The organism is Streptomyces sp. R28 (genome assembly GCF_041052385.1).
Lineage (GTDB): Bacteria > Actinomycetota > Actinomycetes > Streptomycetales > Streptomycetaceae > Streptomyces.
Window position 1 is genome coordinate 1,486,168 of the sequence record NZ_CP163439.1, and the last position, 16,932, is coordinate 1,503,099.

Here is a 16,932-nt window from a genome sequence, read left to right on the forward strand (position 1 = left end):
AAAGGGGGAGGGCTTTCCGTGCGCTTCGCGCAGGTGTACGTCAGGGAGCCTGCAGGTCGACGAGTTCGGCCAGCGCCGCACGGTGGGCGCCCGTGGTGCCGTAGGCGATCGAGTCGGCCTTGGCCCGCTTCAGATACAGATGGATGGGGTGCTCCCAGGTCATCCCGATACCGGCGTGCAGTTGCAGCGCCTCCTCGGCGGCGTGCACGGCGACGGGTGCCGCGTACGCCTGGGCGACGGCCACCGCCACGTCGACGTCGTCGCCCGTCGCGAGCGCGTCGGCTGCGGCCCGCGCTGCCGCGCGCAGGTTGACCACCTCCAGCCACAGCTGGGCGAGCCGGTGCTTGAGGGCCTGGAAGCCGCCGACGGGACGGTTGAACTGCTTGCGGTCCTTCAGATAGCGGACCGTCTCGGTCAACGTCCATTCGGCAAGCCCGAGTTGCTCGGAGGCGAGCAGCCCGGCCCCGGCGCGCAACCCGCGCCGTACGGCGGGTTCGGCGTCCCCCAGCAGGCGGCCGGCCGCACCCTCCAGAACCACGGTCGCCACCGGCCTGGTCAGGTCCAGGGACACCTGCGGGGTGACGGTCACGGCAGCGGCGTCCACCGCGTACAGGCCACCGTCGTCCGCGGGCACGAGCAGCAGGTCCGCGACGACCGCGTCCGCGATGCCGGTCAACTCCCCGTACAGGCCACCGTCCTCATGCCGTACGACCTTGTAGGCGCCGCCCGGAACGACGTTCAGGGCGACGGCGAGGGCCCCGATCCGCCGACCGGACGCCAGCTCGCCGAGCAGGCCTCCTTCGCCCTCGCAGGCCAGCAGAGCCTCGGTCGCGACGACGGCGCTCGTCAGGTACGGCACGGGAGCGACCGCGCGCCCCAACTCCTCCAGCACGACGGCGACTTCGCGGTGCGTGGCTCCCTGGCCGCCCTTCTCCTCCGGGACCAGCAGCCCCGCCAGGCCCATGCCGTCCGAGAGCGCCTTCCAGGCCGCCAGGTCGTGCGGGGCGTCCGACTCGGTGCGTGCGATGACGCCGGGGGCGTCGCAGTGATCGGCGAGCAGGTCCCGTACCGCGGCGCGCAGCGCCTCTTCCTCCTCCGAGTAGAGCAGGTCGGGCTCCGTGCGGTGTGTTGTCATCGGGCGAGGTCCTTCCACGCGACGTCCTTGTCGGTGCGCGGCTCGGACGGCAGGCCCAGGACGCGCTCGGCGACGATGTTCAGCAGGACCTCGGTGGTCCCGCCCTCGATGCTGTTGCCCTTGGAGCGGAGGTAGCGGTAGCCGGCGTCACGGCCGACGAAGTCCACCAGCTCGGGCCGGCGCATGGTCCAGTCGTCGTACAACAGGCCCTCCTCGCCGCGGAGTTCGACCTCGAGGCCGCTGATCTCCTGGTTGAGGCGGGCGAAGGCGAGCTTCATGCCGGCGCCCTCGGGGCCGGGCTGGCCCAGGGCGAGCTGCTGGCGCAGCCGCTCCGCCGTGAGGCGGGAGACCTCGGTGTCCACCCACAACTTCAGCAGCCGCTGGTGCAGGTCGTGGGTGCGCAGCTCGGGGCGTTCGCGCCAGGTCTTCGAGATCGGGCCGATCATGCCGCCCTCACGGGGCAGCCGCATGCCGCCGATGGCGACGCGCTCGTTGTTCAGCGTGGTCTGCGCGACCCGCCAGCCGTCACCGACCTCGCCGAGGCGGCACGCGTCCGGGATGCGGACGTCGGTCAGGAACACCTCGTTGAACTCGGCCTCGCCGGTGATCTGGCGCAGCGGCCGGACCTCGACGCCCGGGTCGGTCATGTCGCAGAGGAAGTACGTGATGCCGGCGTGCTTGGGCACATCCGGGTCGGTGCGGGCGATGAGGATGGCCCAGCGGGAGTTGTGCGCGCCGGACGTCCACACCTTCTGCCCGTTGACGACCCATCCGTCGCCCTCACGGACGGCCCGGGTCCCCAGCGCGGCGAGGTCGGAGCCGGCGCCGGGCTCGCTGAACAGCTGGCACCAGACTTCCTCCCCCACCCACAGCGGCCGCAGATAGCGCTGCTTCTGCTCCTCGGTGCCGTACTTGAGGATCGTCGGGGCGGCCATGCCGAGCCCGATGCCATTGCGGCGCGAGTCGTTGTCGGGGGCTCCGGCGGCCTCCAGTTCGGCGTCCACGACGACCTGGAGCGAGCGCGGGGCACCCAGTCCGCCGAGGCCCTCGGGGTAGTGCACCCACGCAAGACCCGCGTCGAAGCGGGCGCGCAGGAATTCCAGGCGGTCGGTGGTGGCCGGCGGGTGTACGGCGAGCAGCTCCGCCGTACGGCGGCGCAGTTCGGCGGCGTCGATCATGCCGCTCCTCCTTCGGTGAGTCCCGGGATCACGGCGACGCGCCCCGTGGTGACGCCGTCGGCGACCCGCTGCACGGCGGCCGCGGCCCCGCCCAGCGGCACGCGCTCGCTCACCAGCGGCTTGATCGCGCCGCGGGCGGCCAGGTCGGTGAGCTGCTCGTGGCAGTGCTGGATCAGCTTCGGGTTCTTGGTGTTGTACAGGCCCCAGTGCAGGCCGAGGATCGAGTAGTTCTTCACCAGGGCGTGGTTGAGCCCGGGGCTGGGGATCGTGCCGCTGGCGAAGCCGACGACCACGATCCGCCCCTCGAAGGCGACGACCTTGGTGGACTGGGCATAGGCCTCGCCGCCGACGGGGTCGTAGATGACGTCGGCGCCCCGGCCGCCGGTGGCTTCCTTCACGGCCGCGATGACGTCCTCGGCACGCCGGTCGATGACGACGTCGCAGCCCAGTTCCCTGGCCACGGCCGCCTTCTCGGCCCCGCCCACGACACCGACGACCCGCGCACCGGCCGCCTTGCCGAGCTGCACGGCCGCGCTGCCGACCCCTCCGGCGGCAGCGTGGACCAGCAGCGTCTCGCCGGCTTCCAGTCCGGCCCGCCGGTGCAGACCGAACCAGCCGGTCTGGTAGCCGATGTGCAGGGCGGCGGCCTCGGCGTCGTCCAGCGCGTCGGGCGCGGGCAGGAGTGCGGCGGCGTCCGCGACGGTGTACTCGGCGAAACCGCCGAACGGCAGCACGGGGTTGGCGAGCACGCGGCGCCCGTCCTCGGTCTCGCCGCAGATCTCCACACCCGGCGTGAACGGCAGCGGCGGCCTGACCTGGTACTGCCCCCGGCACAGCAGCGCGTCCGGGAAGTTGATGTTCGCGGCACGTACCTTCAGCAGGACCTGGCCGTCACCGGGCGTGGGCGTCTCGATGTCCTCGAGGCGCATCACCTCACTCGGCTCGCCGTTCTCGTGCACTTGCCATGCCTGCATGCGGGGCCTCCACGGGGGACTGCTGCGTCTGACCGGGGTCGGTTCGCATACTAAGCGGTCGCTTGCTCATCAGGGAACACTCCGCCGGGGAACAGTCGCGTCCGTCACGCTTTCCGGGGACGCGCCCGTACGTGCATCCGCTCCCCCTGCGGCCCGAACAGGCTCAGGAACTCCGCCGGCCCCTCCCCCGTCGACCCGAACCAGTGCGGCACCCGCGTGTCGAACTCGGCCGCCTCCCCTGCCGTGAGCACCACGTCGTGCTCGCCCAGCACGACCCGCAACCGGCCGGCCAGCACGTACAGCCACTCGTACCCCTCATGGGTGCGCGGCTCGGGCTCTTCCCTGCGTTCCGGAACCAGCACCTTGAAGGCCTGGAGGCCACCGGGCTGGCGGGTGAGCGGCCAGTAGGTGCGTCCGTGTCGCACGAGAGGCTCGGCCTTCACCCGCGGATCCCCCACCGGCGGCGTCCCGACGAGCTCGTCCAGCGGCACCTGGTGAGCCTGCGCGATCGGCAGCAGCAGTTCCAGGCTGGGCTTGCGCAGACCGGACTCCAGCCGGGACAGGGTGCTGACGGAGATGCCGGTCCTCTCGGACAGCGCCGCGAGGGTCACCTCCCGGTCCTTGCGCAGCCTCCTGAGCCGCGGCCCCACTTCGGCCAGAACGTCGTCGGTACTCATGGCCATATTGCAGAATCGGCAAAGCCGTTTGTCAATCCCGCGGCTGTGGAGCCACGGTCGTCGTGGAGGTGGTCACCATGACCGAGAAGGACACCGAGAAGGACACCGGCAGGGACACCGAGCGGTACGAAGTCGTGGTCGTCGGAGGCGGCGCGGCCGGCCTGTCCGCCGCCCTCGTCCTGGGCCGCGCCCGGCGCCGCACCCTGGTCGTCGACGCCGGCGAGCCACGCAACGCGCCCGCCGCCCATATGCAGGGCTATCTGTCCCGGGACGGCATGCCGCCCGCCGAGTTCCTGACCGTCGGACGCGAGGAGATCGCGCGGTACGGCGTCGAGCTGGTCCGGGACCGGGCGGTGGACGTCTCGCGCGGCGAGGGCTTCGCGGTCGCGCTGGCGAGTGGACGGCACGTGCACGCCCGAAGGCTCGTCATCGCCACCGGCCTCAAGGACGAGCTGCCGGACGTCCCCGGCGTCGCCGAGCGGTTCGGCAGGGATGTGCTGCACTGCCCGTACTGCCACGGCTGGGAGGTCCGCGACCAGGCCTTCGGCGTGCTGGCGACGACCCCTCAGAGCGTGCACCAGGCCCTCATGGTGTCGCAGTGGTCGAAGGACGTGACCTTCTTCCTGCACGAGGTCGCCGAGTCCGATCTGTCGGACGACGACCTGCGCAGGCTTGCCGCGGCCGGGGTGAAGGTGGTCCCCGGCGAGGTGGCCGGGCTCGTGATCGAGGACGACCGGCTCACGGGCGTACGCCTCGCAGGGGGCACCTCATCTGGAGGAGACACCGTGCACGCGCGCGAGGTGCTGTTCGTCGCGCCCCGCGCGGTGCCGCAGACCCAGCTGCTGGAGAAGCTCGGCGCCGACCTGACGGAGACCCCCTTCGGCTCGTATCCGGTCGTCGACCCGACAGGGCTCACCTCGGTGCCAGGCGTCTGGGCGGTAGGCAACGCGATGGGTTTCTCCGAGCAGGTCGTGAACGCGGCGGCGGGCGGTTACCGAGCGGGGGCTTTCATCAACGGGGAGCTGCTGATGACGGCCTTGGACGCGGCGGCCCCCCGCTGAGCCCCTCGCGAAGCAGGCTGCGGTTCGGCAGCGCCCCAAAGGGGCGGGGGGCTGTATCGATATGCGGCTCCGCCGCGTGGGCGCGACCAGCCACGACGGACCCGCAGACGATCGAGGACCCATCGCGGCAATAGCCGTTCGTCCGGGTGAAATCCAGCGGAGCGCGTCGCACCATGGCTGCATGCTGCTCACCCGGCTGGCCCATGTGTCCCAGGAGGTCGCCGCGACCTCGGCGCGGTCCCGGAAGATCGCTCTGCTCGCGGAGCTGTTCCGGGGCGCCGAGGCGGACGACGTGCCGATCGTCATCCCGTATCTGGCGGGGCGCCTGCCACAGGGGCGGCTCGGCATCGGCTGGAAGGTGCTGAGCCGCCCGGTCACCCCGGCCGCCGAGCCGACCCTCACCGTGCGCGAGGTGGACGCGCGACTGACCGAGCTCGGCAAGGTGTCCGGCACGGGCTCACAGGCCGAACGGGCCCGCCTGGTGGGCGAGTTGATGGCTGCGGCCACGGAGGGCGAGCAGCGCTTCCTGCTCGGGCTGCTCACCGGCGAGGTGCGGCAGGGCGCCCTGGACGCCGTGGCGGTGGAGGGCCTGGCCCAGGCGACGGAGGCACCGTCGGCGGACGTCCGGCGGGCGGTGATGCTCGCCGGGTCGCTCCAGACGGTGGCCGAGGCCCTGCTCTCCGAGGGCCCCGCCGCCCTCGCCCGCTTCCGGCTCACCGTGGGCCGCCCGGTGCTGCCGATGCTGGCGCACAGCGCCTCGTCGGTGGCGGAGGCGGTCGACAAGCTCGACGCCTGCGCGGTCGAGGAGAAACTGGACGGCATCCGCGTCCAGCTGCACCGCGACGGCGACACCGTACGGATCTACACCCGCACCCTGGACGACATCACCGACCGCCTCCCCGAACTCACCGCGACAGCAAGGGAGTTGCGAGGGGAGCGCTTCATCCTGGACGGCGAGGTCATCGCCTTCGACGACGCGGGCCGCCCCCGCTCCTTCCAGGAGACCGCGGGCCGCGTCGGCTCCCGCGTGGACGTGGCGACGGCGGCGAAGGAGGTCCCCGTCTCCCCCGTCTTCTTCGACGTCCTGTCGGTCGACGACCGCGACCTGCTCGACCTGCCGTTCACCGAGCGGCACGCGGAACTGGCGCGGCTGGTCCCCGAGCCGATGCGGGTGCGCCGCACGCTGGTGTCCGGCCCCGAGGGCCTCGCGCAGGCCGAGGGCTTCCTCGCCGAGACCCTAGAACGCGGGCACGAGGGCGTGGTCGTCAAGGCCCTGGACGCCCCCTACAGCGCGGGCCGGCGCGGTGCCGCCTGGCTGAAGGTCAAGCCCGTCCACACCCTCGACCTGGTGGTGCTGGCCGCCGAATGGGGCCACGGCCGCAGAACCGGCAAGCTCTCCAACCTCCACCTGGGCGCCCGCACCGCGGACGGCGGTTTCGCCATGCTCGGCAAGACCTTCAAGGGCATGACCGACGCGATGCTGACCTGGCAGACCGAGCGCTTCCAGGAGCTGGCCGTGGAGGACAACGGCTGGGTGGTGACCGTACGCCCGGAACTCGTCGTCGAGATCGCCTACGACGGCCTGCAGCGCTCCACCCGCTACCCGGCCGGCGTCACCCTCCGCTTCGCGCGCGTGGTCCGCTACCGCGAGGACAAGCGGCCGGAGGAGGCCGACACGGTCGAGACCCTGCTGGCCGCGCACCCCGAGGTGAAGCCATGACCGCGGAGGTGAAGCCGTGACGTCGTCCCGCGGGAAGCACAGCGCGGGCCTGCTGCTCTTCCGCCACACCGACGACGGCCTGGAAGTGTTGCTCGGCCATATGGGCGGCCCGTTCTTCGCCAAGCGCGACGCCGGGGCATGGACGGTCCCGAAGGGCGAGTACGACCCCGAGGAGCCCGCCTGGGAGGCGGCCCGCCGTGAGTTCCAGGAGGAGCTGGGGCTGGCGCCGCCGGACGGGGAGGCCGTACCGCTCGGCGAGGTCAGACAGTCGGGCGGCAAGATCGTCACGGTGTGGGCGGTGGAGGCCGACCTCGACCCGGCGACGGTCGTCCCCGGCACCTTCGTGATGGAGTGGCCGCCGCGCTCGGGGCAGACACGGGAGTTCCCGGAGCTGGACCGGGTGCAGTGGCTGGGCGTGGACCGGGCGCGCGAGCTGATCGTCAAGGCCCAGGCCACGTTTCTCGACCGGCTGGCGGAGCACTCGGCCTGAGCGGCCGTACACGCGTTGCGGTACCCACCACCTCGCGCGAAGGTCGAAGCATCAGCCCGCTCCCAGGAGGTCGGTCATGCCCATCGCAACGGTGAACCCGGCGAACGGCGAGACGCTCAAGACGTACGAGGCCATGGGCGCCGAGGAGATCGAGCGCCGGCTCCAGCTCGCCGAGGCCACGTTCCGCACGTACCGGATGACGAGCTTCGTCGACCGTGGGCGCCTGCTGCTCCAGGCCGCGAATCTCCTGGAAGGGGACCAGCAGGACATCGCCCGGGTGATGACCACCGAGATGGGCAAGCCCATCAAGCAGGCGCGCGCGGAGGTCGCCAAGTGCGCCAAGGCGATGCGCTGGTACGCCGACCACGCCGAGGAGCTGCTCGCCGACGAGGAGCCGGCCGAGTCCGACGTGAAGGACTCGGGCGCCTCCCGGGTGCGGGTGCGCTATCGCCCGCTGGGCCCGGTGCTGGCGGTGATGCCGTGGAACTTCCCCCTCTGGCAGGTGATCCGCTTCGCGGCCCCGGCGCTGATGGCGGGCAACGTCGGCCTCCTCAAACACGCCTCGAACGTCCCCCAGACCGCCCTGTACCTGGAGGACCTGTTCCACCGCGCGGGCTACACCGAGGGCTGCTTCCAGACCCTGCTCATCGGCTCCGGACAGGTGGACGAGATTCTGCGCGACGACCGCGTCAAGGCGGCCACGCTGACCGGCAGCGAGCCGGCCGGCCGCGCGGTCGCCGCCACCGCCGGGGAGATGATCAAGAAGACGGTGCTGGAACTGGGCGGCAGCGACCCGTACGTCGTCATGCCGTCGGCCGACCTCGACCGTGCCGCGCAGACCGCGGTGACCGCGCGGGTGCAGAACACCGGGCAGTCGTGCATCGCCGCCAAGCGGTTCATCGTGCACACGGACGTCTACGACGCCTTCGCCGAACGGTTCGTCGAGGGCATGAAGGCGCTGGTGGTCGGTGACCCGATGCAGGAGGAGACGGAGGTCGGCCCGCTGTCGAGCGAGAAGGGGCGAGCCGATCTGGAGGAACTCGTCGACGACGCCCGGCGCAGCGGAGCGGCCGTGCTGTGCGGCGGTCACCAGCTCCGCCGGCCCGAACTGCCGGGCTGGTACTACACGCCCACCGTCCTCGCCGACATCACCCGCGAGATGCGGATCCACCGGGAGGAGGCGTTCGGCCCGGTCGCCACGCTGTACCGGGCGGGCGATCTGGACGAGGCGGTACTGATCGCCAACGACTCGCCCTTCGGGCTGAGTTCGAACGTGTGGACGCGCGACGAGGCCGAGGTCGACCGGTTCGTACGGGATCTGGAGGCCGGGAGTGTGTACGTCAACGGCATGACGGCGTCCCATCCGGCGTTCCCGTTCGGCGGCGTGAAGCGCTCCGGGTACGGGCGTGAGCTGTCCGGGCACGGAATCCGCGAGTTCTGCAACATCACTACCGTTTGGCACGGTGCGTGAACGCTGCGGAGCTACGATCCCGGGTGTGAACCGCGAAGTGACTCTGCCGCTGATCGTCGATGCCCACGGAACCTTGCAGGTGGCTGCGGCCGATGTGAGCAAGTTGCTGCGCACGGTGGGTGGTCGGTGGCTGCACCTCGTCGAGGCGGGGGAGGACGGGCTCGACGAGGACACGGTGGCCGCGCTGACCATCGAGCTGGCGAAGCTCGCGGATCGGATCGATGTGGCGTGCATCGCGCACAGCAGCGGGACTACGCCGTAGGGGTCTCTGTGCGTTGCCCCAGCGTCGCCCAGAAAGTGCTCTCGTAACTCTGGAGCAGCCTTCCGTATGTGTGCGCGAGGTTCTCGTCCAGGTGGCCTGCGTCCAGTGCCGCCTGAACGGCGTCCGTCGCCCTCCGTTCCAGCTCCGGGGAGGGTTCCGCAAAGAAGTCGAAGAACGCGCAGGCCTCGTCCGTGAAGCCGTACCGGGTGCGCAGGGCCTCGGCGATCGTGGCGCAATAGCCGCCCCAGGCCGAGAAGTTGGCGGCGAGTGCCAGCACCACGTCGGCCGGGGAGGCGTTGAGTGCCAGCCAGGCCACATACGCGGGGTAGGCCTGACAGCCGGGCAGGGGCTCATACGTGCGGGCGCGCGCCTCGTCCACGCCGCACGCCTGACTGAATGCACCCAGGCGCTCCGCCGCCAGCGCCTCGCCCTCGGCGAGCAGGGTGAAGAAGGCGGCGGACTCGGGGGCCTCCGGGGCGGCGCGCAGGGCCAGATGGAGGAAGGCGCGGCGGTCGGCGGGGATCACCCAGCCCTGTTCGAGGGACAGGGCGGCCAGGGTGGTGGTGCGATCGGCCTCGCCTCTCGCGATCAGCGGCACGAGAGGGTTGGCCCGCGGGTCGGGGGCGAGCGCCGCCGTGGTCGTCGCCAGCAACTCCGTGGCCGTACGCGTCATGGCGTCCTCCGTCGACTCGGCTGCGGTCGACGCCTGCACACGCAGACCGCGTCGCCCGGCAGATCCCTGTGGCGCTACCGAATCGACATACCCGACAACGTACGGGCGATCACCAGTCGCTGGATCTCGCTCGTGCCCTCGAAGATCGTGTAGATCGCGGCATCGCGGTGCATCCGCTCCACCGGGTACTCCCGGGTGTAGCCGTTGCCGCCGAGGATCTGTATCGCCTGAGCCGTGACCTTCTTCGCCGTCTCACTGGCGAACAGCTTGGACATCGACCCCTCGGCCGCCGTGAACGGCTTCCCGTTGACCGCCATCCAGGACGCCCGCCACACCAGCAGCCGCGCGGCGTCGATCTGCGTCCGCATCTCGGCCAGCTGGAAGGCCACGCCCTGGTTGTCGATGATCGGCCGCCCGAACTGCTCGCGGGTCATCGCGTAGTCGAGGGCGACTTCGTACGCGGCGCGGGCCGTGCCGACGGCCATCGCGCCGACGGCCGGCCGCGAAGCCTCGAACGTGGCCATCGCCGCGTTCTTCACACGCTCGCCACCCGCCTTGGCCCGCTCACGAGCCCGCGCCAGCCGCTCGTCCAGCTTCTCCTTGCCGCCCAGCAGGCAGGAGCCCGGCACCCGCACGTTGTCCAGGACGACCTCGGCGGTGTGCGAGGCACGGATGCCGTGCTTCTTGAACTTCTGGCCCTGGGCCAGGCCCGGCGTGTTCGGCGGGATGATGAAGGACGCATGGCCCTTGGAGCCCAGGTCCGGGTCGACGACCGCGACGACCACGTGGACGTTGGCGATGCCGCCGTTGGTCGCCCAGGTCTTCGTGCCGTTGATCACCCACTCGTCCTTGGCCTCGTCGTACACGGCACGCGTCCGCATCGAGGCCACGTCCGAGCCGGCGTCGGGCTCGGAGGAACAGAACGCGGCGAGCTTGACATCGTTGGCATCGCCGTACATCTGCGGCACCCAGGTGCCGATCTGCTCCTCGGTGCCGTTGGCCAGGACGCCGACGGCGGCGAGACCGGTGCCGACGATCGACAGGGCGATGCCCGCGTCACCCCAGAACAGCTCCTCCATCGCCGTGGGGATGCCGAGACCGGTCGGGTCGAAGTACTGCTGGGCGTAGAAGTCGAGCGAGTAGATGCCGACCTTCGCGGCCTCCTGGATGACCGGCCAGGGAGTTTCCTCACGCTCGTCCCATTCGGCGGCCGCGGGGCGGATCACATCGGCGGCGAATCCGTGCAACCAGTCCCGGACCTCCTTCTGTTCGTCGTTGAGCTCCATGGTGAACTCGGCCATGACCCCTCCAGCGGCGTACGTGCATGCTTGATGCTTGTTACTAGCGGTAACCCTAGTTTGTTACCCGCGAGTAGGTGAAGTCAACCCGTGATGACCGATCGGTAGCCCGTTCGATGATGGAGGCAGGCTGAGTGTTAGTTTGCGCAGGCGTCACCGATTAGGGGGAGAGAGCTCATGGACACCACACAGCGGACCGAACAGCAGCGGTCGGCCGACCGCCGTCGGCGCGAGCTGCTGGAGGCCGCCGACCGGGTGGTGCTGCGCGACGGCCCACAGGCCTCGATGAACGCGATCGCGGCGGAGGCGGGCATCACGAAGCCGATTCTCTATCGGCACTTCGGCGACAAGGGTGGACTCTACGCGGCGCTGGCCAAGCGTCACACGGATGCACTGCTGGACTCCCTGCGGGCCGCGCTGGACGCCCCGGCGGACCGGCGGGAGCGGGTCGAGGCCACGCTCGACACCTACCTCGCGGCGATCGAGGCTCGGCCTCAGGTGTACCGGTTCCTGATGCACCCGGCGGAGGGCGGCCAGCCGGGCGACCCGGGCTTCGACGTCGGCAAGCACAGCGCGCCGTTGCTCCGCAGGATGGGCGAGGAGCTGGCCACCGTCATCGAGGAGCGGTTGGATCTCGGGCCCGGCAGTCAGCAGCTGGCTCGGGTGTGGGGGCATGGGATCGTCGGGATGATGCACGCGGCCGGAGACTGGTGGCTGGGCGAACGCCCTTGCTCGCGTGCGGAGTTGGTGCACAGCCTGGCCGACCTGTTGTGGGGAAGGCTGGCAGCGGCGGGCGACAAGATGGGTGGCCCCGGGTTCTGAAGGGTCCCGAGGGGCGCGGGGCTGTGTCAATAAGCGGCTCCGCCGCGTGGGCACGACCAGCCACCCGCGACCCGCAGCCGCAGCCGCAGCCGCGCGACTCAACGCCTCCACGGCGCTCGCGCGGCCTGCCGCAGCACCCGTCGCTTTCGCCACCCCGTGACGTGATCGACGTAGACCCGGCCCTCCAGATGGTCGCACTCGTGCTGGAGGCAGCGGGCGAAGAAGCCCGTGCCGTGGACCGTCACCGGCTCCCCCGTCACCGTGAAACCCTCGACCACGGCATGGTCGTAGCGCTCCGTCCCGGCCTCCAGGCCCGGCAGCGACAGGCACCCCTCCGGCCCCCGGATCACCACCCCGTCGGCCTCCACCAACCGCGGGTTCACCACATGCCCGAGGTGTCGTACGTCCTCGTCGTCCGGGCAGTCGTATACGAACACCCGCAACGACTCCCCCACCTGGTTCGCGGCGAGGCCCACGCCCTGGGCCGCGTACATCGTCGCGAACAGGTCCTCCACCAGCCTCCCCAGTTCGGGGCCGAAGTCGGTGACCTCCTTGCAGGGTGCGTGCAGCACCGGGTCACCGAGCAGGGAGAGGGGTCGGACGCGCCCGTGCGCGCCCGGAATGGAGGCGTTCCGCATGGCCGCAAGGGTACGGCGATTCGGGAGTGCGAATGGATCTCGATAGGCTGACCACCACCACGTTGCCGGCAGGCAGAGGCGCGGCGCGTACGCAAGGAGGATCGAGAACTGATGGCAGGCAACTCGGACCCGCTCTCGCCGCGGGCCAAGCTCGCCGTGACCGCGGGCAAGGCGGTCGCGGCGGCATCGCGCGCTGCGGGGCGCGGCAGCGGTTCGGTGATCGGCGGCCGGGTGGCACTCAAGCTCGACCCCGACCTGCTCGCGCGGCTCGCGCAGAACCTGGACGTGGTCCTGGTGTCGGCGACCAACGGCAAGACCACCACGACGCGGCTGATCGCCGAGGCCCTGCGGGCCGCAGGTCCCGTCGTGTCCAACGCGCTCGGCGCCAACATGCCGGCCGGCATCACCTCGGCGCTCGCCGGCAGCTCGGAAGCGCGCTACGGCGTGATCGAGGTCGACGAGAAGTACCTCGCCGGGGTCGCCCGGGACACCGACCCCAAGTGCATCGCGCTGCTCAACCTCTCCCGTGACCAGCTGGACCGCGCCGCCGAGACCCGGATGCTCGCCGAGAACTGGCGCGAGGGGCTCGCGGGTTCGAAGGCCGTGATCATCGCCAACGCCGACGACCCGCTGGTCGTGTGGGCGGCCTCCTCCTCCCCCAATGTGATCTGGGTCGCCGCCGGGCAGATGTGGAAGGACGACGCCTGGTCCTGCCCGTCCTGCGGTGGTGTGATGCAGCGGCCGGGCGACGACTGGTTCTGCGGTGAGTGCGGGTTCCGGCGGCCGACGCCGAGCTGGGCGCTCTCCGGTGATCATGTCCTCGATCCGCACGGCTCCGCCTGGCCCATTCATCTGCAGCTGCCCGGTCGCGCCAACAAGGCCAACGCCGCGTCCTCGGCCGCCGTGGCTGCTGTGTTCGGGGTGCCGCCGCAGGTCGCTCTGGAGCGGATGTACCAGGTGCAGGCCGTCGCCGGGCGCTACGACGTGGTCCAGTTCCAGGAGCGGGATCTGCGGCTGCTGCTCGCCAAGAACCCGGCCGGCTGGCTCGAGACGTTCTCCCTCATCGACCCGCCGCCGACCCCGGTGATCCTCTCGGTGAACGCGCGCGGCGCCGACGGCACCGACACCTCCTGGCTGTGGGACGTCGACTACACGCGGCTGACCGGGCACCCGATCTGTGTCATCGGCGACCGCAAGCTCGACCTCGCGGTGCGTCTGGAGGTCGCGAACCAGCAGTTCCAGGTGTGCGACAACCTCGACCAGGCCGTGCAGATGAGCCCGCCGGGCCGGATCGAGGTCATCGCCAACTACACCGCGTTCCAGGACCTGCGCCGCCGGGTCGGCAACTGATCACCGGACTTCAGGGGACTTAAGTGAGCGACAACCAACTGCGGGTCGTCTGGATCTACCCGGACCTGCTCAGCACCTACGGCGACCAGGGCAACGTCCTCGTGGTGGAGCGCCGGGCCCGGCAGCGCGGACTCGACGTGGCCCGCCTCGACGTGCGCAGCGACCAGCCGATCCCGACCTCCGGCGACATCTACCTGATCGGCGGCGGCGAGGACCGTCCGCAGCGGCTGGCGGCCGAGCGGCTGCGCCGGGACGGCGGTCTGCACCGGGCCGTCGAGAACGGCGCGATCGTGTTCTCCGTCTGCGCCGGCTACCAGATCCTCGGGCACGAGTTCATCAACGACCTCGGTCAGCGTGAGCCCGGCCTCGGGCTGATCGACGTCGTGTCCGTGCGCGGTGAGGGCGAGCGGTGCGTCGGTGACGTCCTCGGAGACATCGACCCGCGGCTCGGCCTGCCCCCGCTGACCGGCTTCGAGAACCACCAGGGCGTCACCCATCTCGGCCCCACCGCCCGCCCCTTCGCCCAGGTCCGCCTCGGCAACGGCAACGGCACCGGTGACGGCACGGAGGGGGCGTACAACGACACGGTCTTCGGTACGTACATGCACGGCCCGGTGCTCGCCCGGAACCCGCTCATCGCCGACCTGCTGCTGAAGCTGGCGCTCGATGTGAACGCGCTGCCGCCGACCGACGACCGCTGGTACGAGGCGCTGCGCAACGAGCGCATCGCGTCTGCGCAGCAGCCTGCGTGAACACAACCGCGCAGCAACCTGCGTGAACACAGTCGCGCGGCAGCCCGCCTGACGGCTCGTTTCTCTCGATTCCAGCCTGCGGTCACCAGCCCGTCTGACGGGCCGTCCGCACAGGTGAGCGGGGTCGTCCAGCAGGCGGACGCATGCTTCGGCCCCGCCCCCTGATGCCGCTAGGGTGGCGGGGATTCGAGCCGGACAGCGTGGTCCGGTCCCGGCCCACGTTGAGAAGGTTTTTCGGGCTATGCGCATTGGTGTCCTCACGTCCGGCGGCGACTGCCCCGGCCTGAACGCCGTCATCCGGTCCGTCGTGCACCGTGCCGTCGTCGACCACGGCGACGAGGTCATCGGCTTCCGGGACGGCTGGAAGGGCCTCCTGGAGTGCGACTACCTCAAGCTCGACCTCGACGCGGTGGGTGGCATCCTCGCCCGCGGCGGCACGATCCTGGGTTCCTCCCGGGTCCAGCCCTCCCATCTGCGGGACGGTGTGGAGCGGGCCAAGGGCCATGTCGAGGAGCTCGGCCTCGACGCCATCATCCCGATCGGCGGCGAGGGCACGCTGAAGGCCGCCCGGCTGATGTCGGACAGCGGTCTGCCCGTCGTGGGTGTGCCGAAGACCATCGACAACGACATCGCGGTCACGGACGTCACCTTCGGTTTCGACACGGCCGTGGGTGTGGCCACCGAGGCCCTGGACCGTCTCAAGACCACCGCCGAGTCCCACCAGCGGGTCCTGGTCGTCGAGGTCATGGGCCGGCACACGGGCTGGATCGCGCTGCACTCCGGCATGGCGGCCGGCGCGCACGCCATCGTCGTGCCGGAACGGCCCTTCGACATCGAGGAGCTGGCCCGACGGGTCGGCGAGCGGTTCGACGCGGGCAAGCGGTTCGCGATCGTCGTCGCCGCGGAGGGCGCCAAGCCGGCTCCCGGCACGATGGCCTTCGACGAGGGCGGCAAGGACGTCTACGGGCACGAGCGCTTCGCCGGGATCGCGCGCCAGCTGTCGATCGAGCTGGAGCAGCGGCTGGGCAAGGAGGCGCGGCCGGTCATCCTCGGGCATGTGCAGCGGGGCGGTACGCCCACCGCGTACGACCGGGTGCTCGCCACGCGGTTCGGGTGGCACGCGGTGGAGGCCGTGCACCGTGGGGAGTTCGGCCACATGACGGCGCTGCGGGGGACCGACATCGTGATGGTGCCGCTGGCGGAGGCCGTGGAGACGCTGAAGACGGTGCCCGTGGAGCGGTACGAAGAGGCCGAGTGCGTCCTCTAGATCGCTTTGTGCAGCGCTGAAGAGTCTGCCCCCGGCCGCAGCTGCGGCCGGGGGCAGTTCTAGTCTGTGTGCGGACAGACTTGCACAACCCCCACGAATCAGGAGCCGCCGGAATGGATCACAGCGGGCACGGCATGACCATGGATCTGCCGCCGTTCACGCTGGGGCGGGGTCTTCAGTGGTCGGCCGACCCGTTCTTCCTCGTCGCCTGCCTGGTGGGGCTCGCGCTGTACGCGTGGGGGGTCGTGCGGCTGCGGCGGCGCGGGGACTCGTGGTCAGCCGGGCGGACCGTCTCGTACGTCGTCGGGGTGCTGTCCGTGATGCTCGTCATGTGCACCGGGCTGAACGACTACGGCATGGTCATGTTCAGCGTGCACATGGTGCAGCACATGGTGATCAGCATGCTGTCGCCGATCCTGATCCTGCTCGGCGCCCCGATGACACTGGCGCTGCGCGCTCTGCCGCCGGCAGGGCGGGGGCGCAAGGGGCCGCGGGAGTGGCTGCTGGCCCTGCTGCACAGCCGGTACATGCGGATCATCACGCATCCGGCGTTCACCATTCCGCTGTTCATCGCCAGCCTGTACGCGCTGTACTTCACACCGCTCTTCGACTTCCTGATGGGCTCCAAGACCGGGCACGTCGCGATGATGGTGCACTTCCTCGCCGTGGGTGTGGTGTTCTTCTGGCCGATCATCGGCGTGGATCCCGGTCCGCAACGGCCGGGGTATCTGATGCGGATGCTGGAGCTGTTCGCGGGTATGCCGTTCCACGCGTTCTTCGGTATCGCGTTGATGATGGCGTCGGAGCCTATGGTCGAGACGTTCAAGAACCCGCCCGCCTCGCTCGGCATCGAAGCCCTCTCCGATCAGAACGCGGCCGGCGGTATCGCCTGGGCGTTCAGTGAGATTCCGTCCGTGCTGGTGTTGATCGCGCTGCTGTTCCAGTGGTACGGCTCGGAGCAGCGGCAGGCCAGGCGCACGGACCGGGCCGCCGATCGGGACGGCGACAAGGAACTCGAGGCGTACAACGCCTATTTGGCCTCATTGAACGCACGCGGAAACTGAGGAAACCGAAAGGCTTCGCCTTTCAGTAGCATGAAGCGCGTCGGGGGAACCGCCGGGGGGAGCGGTAATGACGCTTCGCGTTTTCGTACACAGGGCCGGA

At 70.7% G+C, this 16,932-nt stretch carries 17 protein-coding genes; 10 read left to right on the top strand and 7 right to left on the bottom strand.

Annotation, left to right across the window (positions count from 1 at the left end; translation table 11 throughout):
- Positions 1 to 40 precede the first annotated feature (40 nt).
- The 4 genes from AB5J49_RS06320 to AB5J49_RS06335 all read right to left on the bottom strand — a co-directional run bounded on the left by AB5J49_RS06320 (position 41) and on the right by AB5J49_RS06335 (position 3,964).
- The gene (locus AB5J49_RS06320; RefSeq protein ID WP_369167447.1) at positions 41 to 1,135 is read right to left on the bottom strand and encodes an acyl-CoA dehydrogenase family protein; all 1,095 of its coding nucleotides are present in this window, start codon (positions 1,133 to 1,135) and stop codon (positions 41 to 43) included.
- On the bottom strand, positions 1,132 to 2,313 hold the full coding sequence (locus tag AB5J49_RS06325) for an acyl-CoA dehydrogenase family protein (RefSeq protein WP_369167448.1): 1,182 nt from the start codon (positions 2,311 to 2,313) through the stop codon (positions 1,132 to 1,134). The genes AB5J49_RS06320 and AB5J49_RS06325 overlap by 4 nt, the downstream gene beginning before the upstream one ends.
- Positions 2,310 to 3,287 (bottom strand): NADPH:quinone oxidoreductase family protein, encoded by a 978-nt coding sequence (locus tag AB5J49_RS06330; protein WP_369167449.1) that lies wholly within the window; start codon positions 3,285 to 3,287, stop codon positions 2,310 to 2,312. Before AB5J49_RS06330 ends, AB5J49_RS06325 begins: the two co-directional genes overlap by 4 nt.
- Positions 3,288 to 3,391: 104 nt before the next feature.
- Positions 3,392 to 3,964, bottom strand: coding sequence for a helix-turn-helix domain-containing protein (locus tag AB5J49_RS06335; protein WP_369167450.1), 573 nt, complete (start codon positions 3,962 to 3,964; stop codon positions 3,392 to 3,394).
- Positions 3,965 to 4,041: 77 nt separating this feature from the next.
- Between AB5J49_RS06335 and AB5J49_RS06340 the strand changes: the two genes are divergently transcribed.
- From AB5J49_RS06340 to AB5J49_RS06360, 5 genes are all read left to right on the top strand, one after another.
- A complete protein-coding gene (locus AB5J49_RS06340; protein ID WP_369167451.1) occupies positions 4,042 to 5,025 on the top strand; it encodes an NAD(P)/FAD-dependent oxidoreductase in 984 nt (327 codons plus the stop codon).
- A gap of 181 nt (positions 5,026 to 5,206) precedes the next feature.
- Positions 5,207 to 6,745 (top strand): ATP-dependent DNA ligase, encoded by a 1,539-nt coding sequence (locus tag AB5J49_RS06345; RefSeq protein ID WP_369167452.1) that lies wholly within the window; start codon positions 5,207 to 5,209, stop codon positions 6,743 to 6,745.
- A 16-nt stretch (positions 6,746 to 6,761) separates the two neighbouring features.
- Positions 6,762 to 7,235, top strand: coding sequence for an NUDIX domain-containing protein (locus AB5J49_RS06350; RefSeq protein ID WP_369167453.1), 474 nt, complete (start codon positions 6,762 to 6,764; stop codon positions 7,233 to 7,235).
- Between the two features lie 76 nt (positions 7,236 to 7,311).
- On the top strand, positions 7,312 to 8,706 hold the full coding sequence (locus tag AB5J49_RS06355; RefSeq protein WP_369167454.1) for an NADP-dependent succinic semialdehyde dehydrogenase: 1,395 nt from the start codon (positions 7,312 to 7,314) through the stop codon (positions 8,704 to 8,706).
- A gap of 25 nt (positions 8,707 to 8,731) precedes the next feature.
- Positions 8,732 to 8,968: a DUF6213 family protein gene (locus tag AB5J49_RS06360; protein ID WP_062697809.1), complete on the top strand. Its 237-nt coding sequence runs from the start codon at positions 8,732 to 8,734 to the stop codon at positions 8,966 to 8,968.
- Here AB5J49_RS06360 and AB5J49_RS06365 read toward each other — a convergent pair.
- Entirely contained in the window at positions 8,958 to 9,641 is a 684-nt protein-coding gene (locus AB5J49_RS06365; protein ID WP_369167455.1) for a transcriptional regulator, read from the bottom strand. The two genes, AB5J49_RS06360 and AB5J49_RS06365, sit on opposite strands and share 11 nt — an antisense overlap.
- A gap of 74 nt (positions 9,642 to 9,715) precedes the next feature.
- On the bottom strand, positions 9,716 to 10,942 hold the full coding sequence (locus AB5J49_RS06370; RefSeq protein WP_369167456.1) for an acyl-CoA dehydrogenase family protein: 1,227 nt from the start codon (positions 10,940 to 10,942) through the stop codon (positions 9,716 to 9,718).
- Positions 10,943 to 11,116: 174 nt separating this feature from the next.
- Here AB5J49_RS06370 and AB5J49_RS06375 point away from each other — a divergent pair, with 174 nt between their 5' ends.
- On the top strand, positions 11,117 to 11,761 hold the full coding sequence (locus AB5J49_RS06375; RefSeq protein ID WP_369167457.1) for a TetR family transcriptional regulator: 645 nt from the start codon (positions 11,117 to 11,119) through the stop codon (positions 11,759 to 11,761).
- Between the two features lie 98 nt (positions 11,762 to 11,859).
- Here AB5J49_RS06375 and def read toward each other — a convergent pair whose 3' ends face one another.
- Positions 11,860 to 12,399, bottom strand: coding sequence for a peptide deformylase (gene def, locus AB5J49_RS06380; RefSeq protein ID WP_369167458.1), 540 nt, complete (start codon positions 12,397 to 12,399; stop codon positions 11,860 to 11,862).
- A 111-nt stretch (positions 12,400 to 12,510) separates the two neighbouring features.
- Between def and AB5J49_RS06385 the strand changes: the two genes are divergently transcribed.
- From AB5J49_RS06385 to AB5J49_RS06400, 4 genes are all read left to right on the top strand, one after another.
- Complete coding sequence (locus tag AB5J49_RS06385) at positions 12,511 to 13,749, top strand: MurT ligase domain-containing protein (protein WP_369167459.1); 1,239 nt, start codon at positions 12,511 to 12,513, stop codon at positions 13,747 to 13,749.
- 23 nt (positions 13,750 to 13,772) lie between these two features.
- Positions 13,773 to 14,501: a type 1 glutamine amidotransferase gene (locus AB5J49_RS06390; RefSeq protein ID WP_369167460.1), complete on the top strand. Its 729-nt coding sequence runs from the start codon at positions 13,773 to 13,775 to the stop codon at positions 14,499 to 14,501.
- Positions 14,502 to 14,742: 241 nt separating this feature from the next.
- Complete coding sequence (locus AB5J49_RS06395) at positions 14,743 to 15,768, top strand: 6-phosphofructokinase (RefSeq protein ID WP_274237268.1); 1,026 nt, start codon at positions 14,743 to 14,745, stop codon at positions 15,766 to 15,768.
- Between the two features lie 113 nt (positions 15,769 to 15,881).
- The gene (locus AB5J49_RS06400) at positions 15,882 to 16,832 is read left to right on the top strand and encodes a cytochrome c oxidase assembly protein (protein WP_369167461.1); all 951 of its coding nucleotides are present in this window, start codon (positions 15,882 to 15,884) and stop codon (positions 16,830 to 16,832) included.
- The last annotated feature ends 100 nt before the right edge of the window (positions 16,833 to 16,932 follow it).

What these genes read in the sequence shown, in the direction of transcription:
- AB5J49_RS06355 (WP_369167454.1), top strand. Translation starts at nt 7,312, where the DNA reads ATGCCCATCGCAACGGTGAACCCGGCGAACGGCGAGACGCTCAAGACG.
- AB5J49_RS06365 (WP_369167455.1), bottom strand. Translation starts at nt 9,641, where the DNA reads ATGACGCGTACGGCCACGGAGTTGCTGGCGACGACCACGGCGGCGCTC.
- AB5J49_RS06395 (WP_274237268.1), top strand. Translation starts at nt 14,743, where the DNA reads ATGCGCATTGGTGTCCTCACGTCCGGCGGCGACTGCCCCGGCCTGAAC.
- AB5J49_RS06320 (WP_369167447.1), bottom strand. Translation starts at nt 1,135, where the DNA reads ATGACAACACACCGCACGGAGCCCGACCTGCTCTACTCGGAGGAGGAA.
- AB5J49_RS06335 (WP_369167450.1), bottom strand. Translation starts at nt 3,964, where the DNA reads ATGAGTACCGACGACGTTCTGGCCGAAGTGGGGCCGCGGCTCAGGAGG.
- AB5J49_RS06330 (WP_369167449.1), bottom strand. Translation starts at nt 3,287, where the DNA reads ATGCAGGCATGGCAAGTGCACGAGAACGGCGAGCCGAGTGAGGTGATG.
- AB5J49_RS06370 (WP_369167456.1), bottom strand. Translation starts at nt 10,942, where the DNA reads ATGGCCGAGTTCACCATGGAGCTCAACGACGAACAGAAGGAGGTCCGG.
- AB5J49_RS06345 (WP_369167452.1), top strand. Translation starts at nt 5,207, where the DNA reads ATGCTGCTCACCCGGCTGGCCCATGTGTCCCAGGAGGTCGCCGCGACC.
- AB5J49_RS06400 (WP_369167461.1), top strand. Translation starts at nt 15,882, where the DNA reads ATGGATCACAGCGGGCACGGCATGACCATGGATCTGCCGCCGTTCACG.
- def (WP_369167458.1), bottom strand. Translation starts at nt 12,399, where the DNA reads ATGCGGAACGCCTCCATTCCGGGCGCGCACGGGCGCGTCCGACCCCTC.
- AB5J49_RS06375 (WP_369167457.1), top strand. Translation starts at nt 11,117, where the DNA reads ATGGACACCACACAGCGGACCGAACAGCAGCGGTCGGCCGACCGCCGT.
- AB5J49_RS06325 (WP_369167448.1), bottom strand. Translation starts at nt 2,313, where the DNA reads ATGATCGACGCCGCCGAACTGCGCCGCCGTACGGCGGAGCTGCTCGCC.
- AB5J49_RS06340 (WP_369167451.1), top strand. Translation starts at nt 4,042, where the DNA reads ATGACCGAGAAGGACACCGAGAAGGACACCGGCAGGGACACCGAGCGG.
- AB5J49_RS06385 (WP_369167459.1), top strand. Translation starts at nt 12,511, where the DNA reads ATGGCAGGCAACTCGGACCCGCTCTCGCCGCGGGCCAAGCTCGCCGTG.